Origin of the sequence: Nocardia sp. NBC_01503, from assembly GCF_036327755.1 — a bacterium.
Taxonomy (GTDB): domain Bacteria; phylum Actinomycetota; class Actinomycetes; order Mycobacteriales; family Mycobacteriaceae; genus Nocardia.
In genome coordinates, this window is sequence record NZ_CP109596.1 from 4,931,811 (window position 1) to 4,945,504 (window position 13,694).

At 66.0% G+C, this 13,694-nt stretch carries 12 protein-coding genes; 8 read left to right on the forward strand and 4 right to left on the reverse strand.

The features are described from left to right. Positions 1-195 precede the first annotated feature (195 nt). The 4 genes from OHB26_RS22150 (at position 196) to OHB26_RS22165 (ending at position 5,175) form a co-directional block, all read left to right on the forward strand. Positions 196-1,542 carry a DoxX family protein gene (locus OHB26_RS22150; RefSeq protein ID WP_330179184.1) on the forward strand — a complete coding sequence of 449 codons (1,347 nt, stop codon included), beginning with the start codon at positions 196-198 and terminating at the stop codon, positions 1,540-1,542. Positions 1,543-1,808: 266 nt separating this feature from the next. Beyond that, complete coding sequence (locus OHB26_RS22155; protein WP_330179185.1) at positions 1,809-2,213, forward strand: PPOX class F420-dependent oxidoreductase; 405 nt, start codon at positions 1,809-1,811, stop codon at positions 2,211-2,213. Positions 2,214-2,346: 133 nt separating this feature from the next. After that, on the forward strand, positions 2,347-3,624 hold the full coding sequence (cobA, locus tag OHB26_RS22160) for a uroporphyrinogen-III C-methyltransferase (RefSeq protein ID WP_330179186.1): 1,278 nt from the start codon (positions 2,347-2,349) through the stop codon (positions 3,622-3,624). A gap of 90 nt (positions 3,625-3,714) precedes the next feature. Then, a complete protein-coding gene (locus OHB26_RS22165) occupies positions 3,715-5,175 on the forward strand; it encodes an MFS transporter (RefSeq protein ID WP_330185742.1) in 1,461 nt (486 codons plus the stop codon). On the opposite strand, the gene OHB26_RS22170 is transcribed toward OHB26_RS22165, so the two are convergent. Further along, positions 5,172-6,164 carry an SMP-30/gluconolactonase/LRE family protein gene (locus OHB26_RS22170; RefSeq protein ID WP_330179187.1) on the reverse strand — a complete coding sequence of 331 codons (993 nt, stop codon included), beginning with the start codon at positions 6,162-6,164 and terminating at the stop codon, positions 5,172-5,174. The genes OHB26_RS22165 and OHB26_RS22170 overlap by 4 nt on opposite strands. 84 nt (positions 6,165-6,248) lie before the next feature. Between OHB26_RS22170 and OHB26_RS22175 the strand changes: the two genes are divergently transcribed. Beyond that, positions 6,249-6,884, forward strand: coding sequence for an HD domain-containing protein (locus OHB26_RS22175; protein ID WP_330179188.1), 636 nt, complete (start codon positions 6,249-6,251; stop codon positions 6,882-6,884). A gap of 109 nt (positions 6,885-6,993) precedes the next feature. Here the strand turns inward: OHB26_RS22175 and OHB26_RS22180 are convergent, their stop codons facing one another. Both OHB26_RS22180 and OHB26_RS22185 read right to left on the reverse strand, forming a co-directional pair. Then, entirely contained in the window at positions 6,994-8,376 is a 1,383-nt protein-coding gene (locus OHB26_RS22180) for an aspartate aminotransferase family protein (RefSeq protein WP_330179189.1), read from the reverse strand. A gap of 108 nt (positions 8,377-8,484) precedes the next feature. Further along, the gene (locus OHB26_RS22185; RefSeq protein WP_330179190.1) at positions 8,485-8,970 is read right to left on the reverse strand and encodes an Lrp/AsnC family transcriptional regulator; all 486 of its coding nucleotides are present in this window, start codon (positions 8,968-8,970) and stop codon (positions 8,485-8,487) included. 161 nt (positions 8,971-9,131) lie between these two features. On the opposite strand from OHB26_RS22185, the gene OHB26_RS22190 reads away from it, so the two are divergent. From OHB26_RS22190 to OHB26_RS22200, 3 genes are all read left to right on the forward strand, one after another. Then, the gene (locus tag OHB26_RS22190; protein ID WP_330179191.1) at positions 9,132-10,253 is read left to right on the forward strand and encodes a metallophosphoesterase; all 1,122 of its coding nucleotides are present in this window, start codon (positions 9,132-9,134) and stop codon (positions 10,251-10,253) included. A gap of 111 nt (positions 10,254-10,364) precedes the next feature. Continuing rightward, complete coding sequence (locus OHB26_RS22195; RefSeq protein ID WP_330179192.1) at positions 10,365-11,321, forward strand: Rpn family recombination-promoting nuclease/putative transposase; 957 nt, start codon at positions 10,365-10,367, stop codon at positions 11,319-11,321. Positions 11,322-11,688: 367 nt separating this feature from the next. Then, positions 11,689-12,183 carry an alpha/beta hydrolase gene (locus OHB26_RS22200; protein ID WP_442942697.1) on the forward strand — a complete coding sequence of 165 codons (495 nt, stop codon included), beginning with the start codon at positions 11,689-11,691 and terminating at the stop codon, positions 12,181-12,183. Positions 12,184-12,243: 60 nt separating this feature from the next. Here the strand turns inward: OHB26_RS22200 and OHB26_RS22205 are convergent, their stop codons facing one another. Beyond that, positions 12,244-13,662, reverse strand: coding sequence for an NAD(P)/FAD-dependent oxidoreductase (locus tag OHB26_RS22205; RefSeq protein ID WP_330179193.1), 1,419 nt, complete (start codon positions 13,660-13,662; stop codon positions 12,244-12,246). Between the last annotated feature and the right edge of the window lie 32 nt (positions 13,663-13,694).

Genomic DNA, 13,694 nt, shown 5'->3' on the forward strand with positions numbered 1-13,694 from the left:
AGTACCGGTGAATGGGATGTGTCCCGACGCTGAATCTGGTAAGTCGCTAGTGCTGGCACGTAGTCCTGAAGATGTATCTCCCGCCCGTACCCCGGGGGTATGCCCCCAGCAGGAAACGCGACCCCGGGTTCTTCCGGAGCGGCGGCCGCGATTCCTACCCTCACAGGTAAGTGATTCCGAGGTGGAGGGACGGGAATGAGTGCACCGGCGATGGCCGCGGCGGACGAGCTCGACCAACCGGAAGGCGCACCGGCGCCACCGTGGAAACCATTGACCCGCATAGGATTCCGATTCGTCAGCGCCTACCTGACGCTGTTCTGTGTCATCTACCCGCAACCTCTCTTCGCACTGCTGGGCATCGTGCAGATCTGGCTGCCCGATTCGCTGGTGATGCGGTACGCGGACTTCCCGCATCCGATCGTGGAGTGGGTGGGCCGCACCGTCTTCGGCACCGATGTACGCCTGAATCTGAACTCCGGCAGCGGCGATCAGGCGTACCTGTGGGTGCTCACCTTCTGCGTGCTGGCGCTCGCCGTCGTGGTGACGGCGGTCTGGTCACTGCTGGATCGCCGCCGCACCGAATACCGCGGTCCGGCCGGTTGGTTCCTGCTGTTCATTCGCATCATCCTGGCCGGGCAGATGCTCGGCTACGGCTTCGCGAAGTTCATTCCGCTGCAGATGCCTGTCCCCACCCTGTCCACGCTGGTCACGCCGTACGGCGACCTGACCCATATGGGGGTGCTGTGGAATCAGGTCGGCACCTCACCGGTGTACGAGAGCCTGCTCGGCCTGGCGGAGATCGTCGGCGGCGTCCTGCTGCTGCTCCCGCGCACCCAGTTGGCCGGCGCCATGCTCAGCCTGGTCAGCATGGCCCAGGTGTGGATTCTGAATATGACCTTCGATGTGCCGGTCAAACTGCTCTCATTCCACCTGATGCTGCTCTCGCTGGCGCTGCTCGCCCCCGATGCGCGCCGTTTGACCGCGGTGCTGCTGGGCCGATCCGCCGCGGCCTCGACCGCGCCCACCCCGTTCCGAACACCGCGATCCCGTCGAATAAGTGACCTCGCCCTGATCGCACTCCTGTTCTGGATGACGGCCGCCTGCGTCCACACCAGCTGGGAGGGCTGGCACAAATACGGCCCGGGTCGGCCGCAATCCGAACTCCTCGGCGTCTGGAATGTCACCGAACTCACCCGTGACGGGCAGTCGGTGCCGCCTTTGCTCACCGATGAGACCCGCTGGCGGCGCATTATTTTCGACAATCCGGAGTATGCCGAGTATCAGCGCATGAACGACAGTCTGAGCCCGGTGCTGACCGAATACGATTCCGGCGCACACCGTCTCACCATGAGTGAGCCCACCGGCACGGACCCGCTCGCGACCTTCACCTATGAGCGCCCCGCGAAGGACCGACTGATTCTCACCGGTGAACTCGATGGCCATCCGGTGACAATGACCCTCACCCTGGTGGACAGCGATCGAATGCCGGTGCGGCAGGGCGGATTACACCTCGTCCAGGACGAGCCCGACGGTGTGCGATAACCGGTCTCAGTTCGGAATATCGCCGATCTGATTGGCCCAGTTGGGATTCGGGGCGAAGAACTCGCCCCGGGTCGTCAGGAGGCATGCTTATCCGCTGCGGCGGGCGCGGCGCCCGGCAGCAGCAGAGCGGTCACCACAGCGAGCATCCGAACGACCACGGCGCGGCGAGTCATAGCGGAAAAGCATAGAAACATCGAGGTGATTTCTCGGGCAGACGCACGGGCCGCCCGGGAATTCGCCTGTGCCGCACGACGTTCACATCACCCGTGACGACACTCCCCGAGGATCTGAAGAGTCATATCGACAAGTCGAACGTCTTCGCCACCGTGGCGACGCTCGGCAAAGACGGACACCCCCATCTCACCGTCATATGGCTCATTCGCGAAGGTGATGAGCTGATCTTCTCCACCACGGTGACGCGTCAGATGTATCTCAATCTGGTTCGTGACCCGCGCGCGACGGTAATGATCAACCCGCCGGAGAACCCGTACGTCTACGCCGAGATCCGGGGCACGGTCACCTTCGAACCCGATCCGGAGCGCGCGCTGCCGAATAAGATCTCGCACAAGTTCACCGGTAAGCCCTACGCCGAATTCAATCCCGCCTCGGTCAATGATTCCGAGCGGGTGATCGCGCGCATCACTCCCACCAAGGTCATGAGCCGCATCTGACTCGCAGATGCGATGGCGCCGGTTACCGGCATCATTCCGGCGGCGGGCCGATCGCGGTGCGATCTGTAACGGTTGCCGTGCGGAAGCCGGGCGATTGTCGTATTCGTCCGGCCACGCCGTAGGCTCAACCCTTGTGCCACACACGTCAGCCGCATCCGATGAACAGCCCGCCGGGGACCCGAACTACCTGGTCGGGCTCGATTTGAACGGCCGCCGCGTCGTTGTCGTCGGCGGTGGGACCGTCGCTCAACGCCGGCTCGGACTGCTCATCGCCTCCGGTGCGGACGTGCATGTGATCAGCCGCGAGGCCACCCCGGCCGTCGAGGGCATGGCCACCTCCGGGCAGATCACGCTGGAGCTGCGGGCGTACGCCGACGGTGATCTGGACGGCGCCTGGTACGCCATGACCTGCACCGATGAGCCCGAAACCAATGCGGCCGTGGTCGAAGAGGCGACGCGCAGGCGGATCTTCTGCGTGCGCGCCGACAATGCCCGGCTCGGCACCGCCGTCACCCCGGCCACCGCGCGCTATGACGGTATGAGCCTGGGCGTGCTCGCGGGCGGTCAGCACCGGCGTTCGGCCGCGGTGCGCAACGCCCTGCTCGAGGCCCTGCAATCCGGTGTGGTGACCGACGATTCAGCGCCCGTCGCCCCCGGCGTCGCATTGGTCGGCGGCGGACCCGGCGATCCCGATCTCATCACCGTGCGCGGCCGCCGACTGCTGGCGCGCGCGAATCTCGTTGTCGCGGACCGGCTCGCGCCGCCGGAGTTGCTCGCCGAACTCGGTCCGGAGGTCGAGGTGGTGGACGCCGCCAAGATTCCGTACGGTCGCGCCATGGCACAGGAGGCCATCAATACCGCGCTCATCGAGGGCGCGAAGGCGGGCAAGTTCGTGGTCCGTCTCAAGGGCGGCGATCCCTATGTCTTCGGCCGCGGGTACGAGGAGCTCGAAGCCTGCGTCGAGGCCGGTATCCCGGTGACGGTCGTACCCGGTGTCACCAGTGCCATCTCGGTGCCCGCCCTGGCCGGAATCCCGGTCACCCATCGCGGTGTCACCCATGAATTCGTCGTGGTCAGCGGCCATATCGCCCCGGACCATCCGGATTCGCTGGTCGATTGGCCCGCGCTGGCCAGACTGCGCGGCACCCTGGTGCTGTTGATGGCGGTCGAGCGCATCGACAAGTTCGCCGCCGCCCTGCTCGAGGGTGGTCGGGCCGCGGATACCCCGGTCACCATCGTCCAGGAGGGCAGCCTGCGCACCCAGCGCATCGTGCGTGCCGACCTGTCGACGGTCGCCGATCGTGTTCGCGCCGAAGGTATTCGCCCCCCGGCCATCATCGTCGTCGGCCCGACCGCCGGTTTCACCGCCGGAACTCCCGACGGTGAGAACTCCGCCGCCGAAATCCACTGACGCTGTGCATCCCGTCCGCCCACACGAGTTCGGTTGGGTGCGGCGGGTATCCATTACAGTGTCGGGGTGCTCGATAATCCCGCTGCGACAATGCAGTATCCGGTGACCAAGCGGGCGTTCGGCCTCGCGATTCTCGTGTTGAGCGGGCTACAGCTGATGGTGGTGCTCGACGGCACCGTCATGATTCTGGCGCTACCGCGACTACAGGAACAGCTCGGCCTCTCGAGTGCGGGCAGTGCGTGGACGGTGACCGCCTACGGTCTGCCTTTCGCCGGACTCATGCTGCTCGGTGGCCGTCTCGGCGACTCGTTCGGGCGCAAACGCATGTTGATCCTCGGCGTCGCGATGTTCACGGTCGCCTCCGCACTGTGCGGCAGCGCGCAGAACGAAGCCTGGCTGATCGCCGCTCGCGCCCTACAGGGCACCGGCGCCGCGATCGCCGCGCCGACCGCTTTCGCGCTCGTGGCCAGCACCTATGCGCCGGGTACCGCGCGCAATCAGGCCATCGCCATTTTCGGATCCATGGTCGGTATCGGCTCGGTCGGCGGTCTTGTCATCGGCGGTGCGCTGACCCAGTTGGATTGGCGCTGGATCTTCTGGATCAATGTGCCGATCGGCATCCTCATCGTCATCGGCGCCGTCAATGAGCTGCGCGATACCGCGCACCAGCGCATCTCGCTCGATATTCGAGGGGCGGTACTGGGCACCCTGGCGTGTGTGGCCATCGTGTTCGGTGCGACCGAAGGCCCCGAAATGGGTTGGGACAGCCCGATTATCCTGGGCTCGGTGATCGGCGGGCTCGTCATGCTGATCGTGTTCATCTTCGCCGAGCGCAATGTGGCCAATCCACTGCTGCCGTGGTCGCTGTTCGACAGCCGCGATCGCGTGATCACCTTCATCGCCATCTTCCTGACCTCCGGCGTACTCGGTGCGACGACCTTCTTCGTCGCGCAGTTCCTGCAGAATGTGCTCGGCTACAGCCCGCTCATGGCGGGTCTGGCCAGCATCCCGTTCACCCTCGGCGCGGGCGTCGGCACCGCGGTGGCCTCCAAGGCCGCGCAGTACGTGGCCCCGCGCTGGCTGCTGTTCGCCGCGGCCCTGGTGCTCGCGGGCGGGCTGTACTTCGGCTCCACCATCGACGGTTCGGTCGAGTACTTCCCGACCCTGCTGCTCCTGCTGTGCGTCGTCGGTTTCTGCGTCGGCACCGCGATCGTGATCCTGCCGCTGTGCGTACTGGTCGGCGTGGATATGGCGCATATCGGTCCGCTGTCCGCGGTCGGTCAGATGTTCATGAATATGGGCACCCCGTTCGCGGTCGGCGTGCTGAGCCCGGTCGCGCTGTCGCGGACGCTGTCGCTGGGCGGGAGCACCGACAAGGTCACCGATATGACCCCGCTCGAGATCGATGCGCTGGGCAGCGGCTACACCCTGGTGCTGCTCGTCTGCGCGATCGGCACCGCGGTGCTCGGCATTCTCGCGCTGACCCTGCGGTACACGCCCGCCCAGTTGCAGCAGGCGCAGCACGCGCAGGACGAAGCGCAGAAGTCCTAGGGGATTCGGGTCACCGCGATCGCCGATTCGCTCAGGCTGCCGAGATAGAGGGTGCCGTCCACTTCGGCGACCGCGGTCACCATGGCATAGTCGGTGCCCTCGCGTTGCAGATCGTGCACGAGGGTACCGGCGAAGTCGAAGGCCATGGCCCAGACGGTGCGCGCCGGTTTCGGTTGCAGCGCTTCGGGAATCGCCCAGATGATCTTGCGCAGGATGCCGGGCAGTGGAAGCAGGGTGTCCAGCAACGGGTTTCGCGATGAGGCCAGCGAAACCCACACCAGGCCATCGCTGCCGAGCAGCATATTGTCCGGGAATCCGGGGAGGTTCTCGACCAGCCGGTCATGCGTGCCCGCCCGTGGACCGGTCAGCCAGTATCGGGTGACGCGGTAGGCCCCGGTCTCGGCGACCAGCACGCAGGAACTGTCCGGTGCGAGCACCACGCCATTGGCGAAATCGAGTCCGTCCAAGAGGATTTCGATACTTCCGTCCGGGTTCCGGCGCAGGAGCCGACCGGTGCCGGAGTGCTCGAGAATGTCACCCTTCCATTCGGCGAGCGGCCAGCGCCGGGAGGATTCGGAGAAGTAGATCGTGCCGGTGGCGTCGGCGACCACATTGCTGGTGAAGACCAGCGGCTCGCCGTTGATATGCGAGACCAGCACCTCGATCTCCCCGCCCGGCTTGTCCAGGCGCAGCAATCCGCGCTTGGCATCGCAGATCAGCAGGGAGCCATCGGATTCCGCGTGCAGGCCCAGTGGCCGACCGCCGGTGTGCGCGATCTGCTCCACGACCCCGGTCCGCGGATCGACCGCCAGGATCGCACCGTCGTCGATCCCGGTGCGGAGCCGACCGTCCGCGCCGATCACCACATCTTCCGGTCCCCTGCCGGGTAATTCGAGCAATCGCGATGCGGGCATCTCCGGAGTGCTGCGGGTGTCACGGGCACGGGCTGTGGCATGCGGCGGTGTCCACCGGCGGGGCTGCATCGGCATGGCTCACTGTATCGGGTGCGAAGTGGCGAAAACGACCGTCTCTCAGGGCTGTTGCCGCACCCGCCGATTCGGCAGACTGCGGTGATGGGGAGAAACCTGGACGTAGAACTGCTGGACCGCTGGACCGAACTCGCAGGTCCGGCCGCTCGCGAGGTGGGCGAGGACCTGGTCCGCCGCTACCGTGAACCGCACCGCCGCTATCACACCGTGGAACACCTGGCCGCCATGCTCGCGGTCATCGACGATCTCGCCGCGGATGCCACCGATATCGAGGCGGTCCGCTACGCCGCGTTCTTCCACGACGCCGTCTACTCGGTCGAGGGCGGCGACAACGAGGAGGTCAGTGCCGAACTGGCCGAATCCACCCTCCCCGCACTGGGTTTGAATGCCGCGACGGTCGCCGAGGTAGCCCGCCTGGTCCGCCTGACCGCGGGCCACCACCCTGCCCCCGACGACCACAACGGTGCCGTCCTCTGCGATGCGGACCTGGCGATCCTCGCCGCCCCCGAGCCCGCCTACGCCGCCTACACCGCGGCGGTCCGAGCCGAATACGCCCACGTCCCACCGGATCTCTTCCGAGCGGGCCGAGCCGCCGTCCTGCGCGGCCTCGTCGACCAACCCCACCTCTTCCGCACCCCTATCGGCCGATCCCGCTACGACGATGCCGCCCGAGCCAACCTCGCCGCAGAGCTGGCTGAACTCACCAGCCCGGAAGGTTGACCACGGCCTCGCCGATCCGCCGCGTCATCCCGGCGCGTTTTTGGCCGGGATGCACGAAACTCGGTGGAGCGCCACTGATGTGGATCCCGGCCAAAAGCATGACGGCGGGCTAGAGCAGCTTCCACGCGCTGGACAGTGCCCCGCGGACGATCTGCTCGATCTCCTGGAACTGCTGCGGTCCGCAGATCAGCGGCGGCGAGAACTGGATCACCGGTTCGGCGCGGTCGTCGGCGCGGCAGTAGAGGCCGTTGGCGAAGAGTTCGCGCGAGACGTGGTTGCGCAGGATGCGGGTGGATTCCTCATCGGTGAAGCGCTCGCGGGTGTTCTTGTCCTTGACCAGTTCGACGGCCCAGAAGAAGCCCGCGCCCCGGACCTCGCCGACGATGGGCAGATCGTTCAGCTGGGAAAGCGTTGTGCGGAAGGCGTCTTCATGGTCGAGCACATGCTGGTAGAGGCCCTCGTTCTCGAGAATGTCGAGATTCGCCAATGCCACCGCACAGGACACCGGATGTCCGCCGTAGGTGGAGCCGTGCATGAACATGCTCTCGGTGCGCTGGAACGCCTCCATGATCCGATCGCTGATCATGACCGCGCCCAGCGGCGCGTACCCGGAGGTGAGCCCCTTGGCGGTGGTGATCATATCCGGCTGATAGCCGAAACGCTGTGCGCCGAAGGCGGTTCCGAGCCGCCCGAACGCGCAGATGACCTCATCGGAGATGAGCAGCACATCGTGCCGATCGCAGATCTCGCGCACGCGCTGGAAGTACCCGGGCGGCGGGACGAAACAGCCGCCGGTGTTCTGCACCGGTTCCAGGAAGACCGCGGCCACGGTGTCCGGGCCCTCCATGAGGATGGCCTCTTCGATGCGGTCCGCCGCCCACAGCCCGTAGGCGTCGTAGGCGTCGGTGTGCTCGGTGGCGCGGTAGAAGTTCGTATTCGGCACCCGAATGGTGCTGGGAACCAACGGTTCGAAGGGTGCTTTGGCGCCCGGGATTCCGGTAATCGACAGTGCGCCCAGTGAGGTGCCGTGATAAGCCATCGACCGGCTGATGGCCTTGTGCTTGGTGGGCCTGCCGATCACCTTGAAGTACTGCCGCGCGAGTTTCCATGCGGTCTCGACGGATTCGCCGCCGCTGACGGTGAAGAACACCCGATTGAGATCGCCCGGCGCGGAAGCCGCGAGCCGGTCGGCCAATTCGAGGGCCGGGGGATGGGCGTAACCCCAGATGGGGAAGTACGGCAGCGTCCGCATCTGCCGGGCCGCGGCCTCGGCGAGCTCCTCGCGTCCGTGTCCGACCTGCACCGCGAAGAGTCCGGCCAGTCCGTCCAGGTAGCGCTTGCCCTTGTCGTCATAGAGGTATGCACCTTCACCCCGGACGATGACCGGGGTGTCGGCCTCATCCTGTCCGTTGTGGCTGGCGAAGTGCATCCAGAGATGGTCACGGACGACGCGGGCGGCGTCGGCGTGGACGGGCTCGGCTGTGGCGGTCATGGTGGGACTCCTCGAAGTCTGGTATCCCTTCGGTTATCCCATATCTGAACCGGTTCAGCAACCGATTTCGTTGTTACAAGATTGTCAGCTTCGGATTTCGTTGTAAATTTAGCGGGTGCCCCACTTGTAGGTCTGCTTGTTCAATTTCAGGTAGACCATGATCTCCGCATGCCGCACCCCCGCGAGCGCCCGAATCCGATTGGAGACCAGATCGAGCAGCGCTTCGTCATCCGGGCAGACCGCCTCGCAGAGGATGTCGTAGCGCCCCGCGCACACCACCACATAGTTGATCTCGTCGATGGTGGAGAGCGCATCGGCCACCGCCTGCACCGGACCGTCCACGGTGATGGCGATCATGGCCTGCCGGAAGAGTCCGACCTGCAATGGGTCCGTGACGGCGACGATCTGGATGACGCCCGCATCGGAGAGCTTCTGCACCCGCTGTCGCACCGCCGCCTCGGACAGGCCCACCGCCTTGCCGATGGTCGCGTAAGCGCGCCGCCCGTCTTCCTGTAGCTGGGCGATGATCCGCTTGGAGATGTCATCGAGCGCCGGGTTGGTCCGGCTGGAGGTCAGATCGCTCACCTTCGCCATCCTTCCCGACCGGGTGTCATCCGACCAATCGTGTTGCGGCGGCGCGTCGCGGCCGTTCTCGCCGCCCAGCCACTACTGCCCGGTACGGGTATCGTCGGTGCGGGGGGTTGACGGCGCTGTGGATCGATCAGTGCCCATGGCTCCATGAGGACGTACTTCTGTTGAACAGGATTCCCCGCCAGGCCCTGATGCTGGTGATTCCGGCGCTGCTCTTCCTCGTCCCCTGGTGGGTGCTGGTCTTCACCACCACCTCCGGTGCGGTGTTCTGGGCATTGTCGGCGCTTTTCGTACTCGGCTATATCGGCCTGCCCACCGCCATGTTCACCGGTCACGGTCCGCGGCAATCGGATACGGCCGCTCTGATCGGCGATACCGCCCTCGGTGTGATGTGGGTGCTGTTCAGCTGGTCGGTCATCGGCGCGGTGGTCCGCACCGTGTTGATCCTCGCCGGTGTCGATGATCCGGCCCGGTCTCGCGTGGTAGCCCTTGGCGTCCTTGCGATTTCGGCCGTGCTGTCGGTCTGGGGAATCTACGAAGCCAGGCGTATTCCCCGCGTCGAGACCGTGGAAGTCGCCATTCCGAAACTGGCCCCCGGTCTCGACGGCCTGCGCATGGTCGTGGTCACCGACACCCACTACGCCGCCACCGACCGGCTGCGCTGGTCGGAGCGCGTAGTCGAGATCGTCAACGAACTACGCCCCGATATCGCCTGCCACGCAGGCGATCTGGCCGACGGCTCGGTGGCCGCCCGCCGCGCTCAAGTCGACCCGCTCGGCAAGGTGAACGCGGAGTTCGGCCGCTTCTACATCACCGGCAACCATGAATACTTCGGCGACGCCGCCGGCTGGATCGAGCATATGGAAGGTCTCGGCTGGCAGCCCCTGCGCAACCAGCACGAGATCATCGAACGCAATGGCGACCGCCTCATCATGGCGGGTATCGACGACCCCACCGGCACCTCGCTCGCGGGCCACGGCCCGAACCTCCCCGCCGCACTCGCCGGCGCGGACCCCGAGCTGCCGGTAATCCTGCTGGCCCACCAGCCCAAACAAATCGCCGACGCGGTGGAAGGCGGTGTCGCCCTACAGATCTCAGGCCACACCCACGGCGGCCAGATCTGGCCCTTCCGCTATCTGGTCCGCCTCGACCAGCCCGTCGTAGCGGGCCTGAGCCGCCACGGCGAAACCCAGCTCTACACCAGCCGGGGAACGGGCTTCTGGGGTCCGCAGCTCCGCGTCTTCGCCCCCAGTGAGATCACCGTCCTGATCCTGCGCACCCCCTGACCCCACCGCTCGCGAGCGAGCGCGGCCATCGATGGTTGCCGAGCTGTAGCCGGGGTATCTCGCGGTGAAAACCTGCGTGTCGCAGCCATTCTGAGGGTAACTTGCCCGGTCATGGCCGACTCGCCGTCCAATCCGCATGACGCCTACTTCCGTCAGGTGCTGGCCCGCCCGGCTGACGCCGCCAGTGAGTTACGCACGATGCTCCCGAAGGCGGTTGCTGCGCGGTTGGATTGGGACACGCTGGTGTTGCAGCCCTGCAGCTTCGTCTCCCAGCATTTGCGTTCCCGATACAGCGACCTGCTCTTTCGAACCCGCCTGGACGGGCACGAGGCGTACATCTATCTGCTGGTCGAGCATCAAAGCCGATCGGACCCGCTGATGCCGATGCGGCTGGTGGAGTATCTGGTCGGGATCTGGAACCGGTATGTGCGCGAACACCCCGGCACCGTTACGGTGCCCGCGGTGATTCCGCTGGTGGTGCACGCCAGCCGGCGCGGGCGCCGCTGGAATACTCCGACCGAGCTGGCCGACCTGATCGATATCGACCCTGCCACCCGAGACGCGCTGGGTGATTACCTGCCCCGTTTCCGCTTTCTGCTCGACGACCTCACCGCACATGCGGTCCCGGCCCTATGTGCGCGGGAGTTGACCCCCGCGGCCCGGGTGATGCTGGTGCTATTGAAGATCGCCGCGGGCAATCCGAACCTCGATACCGAGTTACTGCCACTGCTGCAAGATCTGCGGGCGTTGCTGGCCGCACCCGGCGGTACCGATGACCTCGAGTGCGTGGTGACGTACATTCTTACTGTCGGCGAAACCAGCGATACCGATCTGGGACCTGTTATCGACCGACTCGGTCCCCACGCCAAGGAGGTCATCGTGACAACCGCACAACGACTCCGTGCTGAGGGCCGCGCCGAGACTGTCCTCGAACTATTGGCGCTGAAGTTCGGTCCGCTGCCCGCCGAGACCGCTGCCACCGTTCGTGCCGCGGATGCGGCGCAGTTACGAAGCTGGACGGCCTCGGTGCTCACCGCAACGAGCCTCGACGAGGTCTTCCAGCAATAGTCCGCGAATGCGAGTTCAAGGCCCGCGCAGCGATCCGAATCTTCCGCGCCCTCCGACCTCAACTGGATATTCACGCACTCACGCAGGTGTCCACTCGACCTTCACCAGCGCCATTACATGCACGTCGGACATGTGAGCGAGCGGACGCAGCCGTCGATGACGGCTTGCGCGCATTCATCGAACGTGCGCCCCGTCGGCGGCCGCAGAACGGTCCCGTGTATCTGCGCCTCGACCCCTTGAACCATAAGTAGCGCAGTCAATCCCGGGTCTGCTCCACCCACGCCCAGTCGCCGCAGGTGGAACTCCACCTCGGCGGCGGCCAGCTCTTCGAGCTGTCGTAACTGCGCGATGCCTTCCCACGGGACTTTTGAAGAATACGGACGCCCGGCCGGAGTCGACCTATTGGCGGTGGCGGGACCGCGACGTTCACATCGAACGGGTGCGGCAGCCGGAGGCCCCCGCGCGAATGCTGTTGCTGCATGGCGGAGGTGGTCACGCTGCGGTGTTGTGGCCGTTCGCGGCGCTCGCGGCGGAGCGTGGCTTCGAGGTCGCGGTGCCGGATCTGCCTGGCTATGGAAAGACGCGGGTGCCATCGGTCGGCGTTCGCTATTCGGATTGGGTCGAGTGCATCGCCGATCTGGTCCGCGCGGAGAAGGCGGCTGATCCGCGGCCACTTGTCGTGATGGGTGCGAGCATGGGCGGAATGCTCGCCTACGAGGCTGCGGCGCGGAGGACGGAAGTAGTCGATGCGGTGGTCGCCACCTGCCTGCTCGATCCGCGGTTGCCGGGGGCGCGTGCCGTACTCGGGCGAAATCCGGTGCTGGGCGCATTCGAAGCAGTCGCTGATGCACTCGTGCGATGACCTGCCGCAACGGCCGCAATCGGTGAATTCGATTGCGGCCGTGCGGTATTCAGTTGTGGATCAGCTGTCGAAGCCCAGGCCGGTCGCGTCCATGGCGCGCAGCCACAGGTTCCGCTTACCGCCGCGCTGGTCGGCGCGGGCCAGCGACCAGCGGGTGAGCTGAATGCCGATGGAGCGGAACGGCTCCGGGGGCATCGGGAGCGGGCGGGACTTCACCATGCGCAGGCGAGTGCGTTCGGTGTCCAGGTTCCACAGCCGGTCGAGCATGACCTCCGCGCCGAATCGTGTAGCGCCGACACCCAATCCGGTGTAGCCGACGGCGTACGCCAGCTTGCCCTTGTACGCCTTGCCGAAGAAGGCGCAGAAGCGGCCGCAGGTGTCGATGATGCCGCCCCAGCGATGGGTGAAGCGGACGCCGTCCAGTTGCGGGAAGGTCTGGAAGAAGTGCTTGGACAGCGTTTCGAAGGTCGCCTCGTTGTAATCCAGTGCGGGCGCGATCTTTCCGTTGTAGTGGTAGATCGCGTCGTAGCCGCCGAACAGGATGCGGTTGTCGCTGGTCAGGCGGTAGTAGTGGAAGCGGTACGAGGCATCGCCCAGGCCCATGCGGTGTTTGCCCCAGCCGATGGAGTCCAACTGCTCCGCGGTCAGGGGTTCGGTCATGAGCGCGTAGTCGTAGACCGGCACCACGTGGCGTGACACCTTGGCCAGCGGACCCTGGAAGGCGCTGGTGCACAATGCGACCCGAGGTGCGCGCACCTCACCGTGCGGGGTGTGCAGGGTCAGCGTGCCGCCCTTGGACTTGGAGATCCGCTGCACCGGCGTGCCCTCGTAGATGCGCACGCCCTTCTCGAGGCAGGCGCGGCGCAGACCCCACGCCAGGCGGGCCGGATCGAGCATGGCGACGCCGTCGCGATCCCACCAGCCGCCGAGGTAGGTGGGGGAGTGCACGAGGTCCTGCACCTCCTCCGCGCTGAGCAGTTCACTGCGGTAGCCGAGTTCGACTGCGGCGTCATGGCTTTCCTGCAACCACTCCAGCTCGTGCGGCATGGTCGCCACCTCGAGCTCACCGGTGCGCTCGAAGTCGCAGTCGATGTTGTAGCGGCGGATGGTGGCCTCGATGGCGTCCAGGTTCTCCCGGCCCAGCCGTTCGAGGGTGTCGATCTCGTCGGGGAAGCGGTCCACACCATTGGAGAGGCCGTGGGTCAGGCTCGCCGCGCAGAAGCCGCCGTTGCGGCCGGAGGCGGCGTGCCCGCATATGGCGGATTCGACGAGTACCACGTCGACATCCGGAAACCTCTCCTTGGCCAGCAGCGCCGTCCACAATCCGCTGTACCCGCCGCCGATCACCGCGAGATCCGCGGTGGTGGCCTTGGTCAGTGGATCATTGGGGTGCGGACGCTCCGGCCGGTCGGTCCAGAACGGCGTCGGCGCTGCCTCGGAGAGTGCCGACGCCAACAGTTTGCTTCCTTTGGCCTGCATGGCCGATCAACTCCTTCTCTCTAGCCGCACGG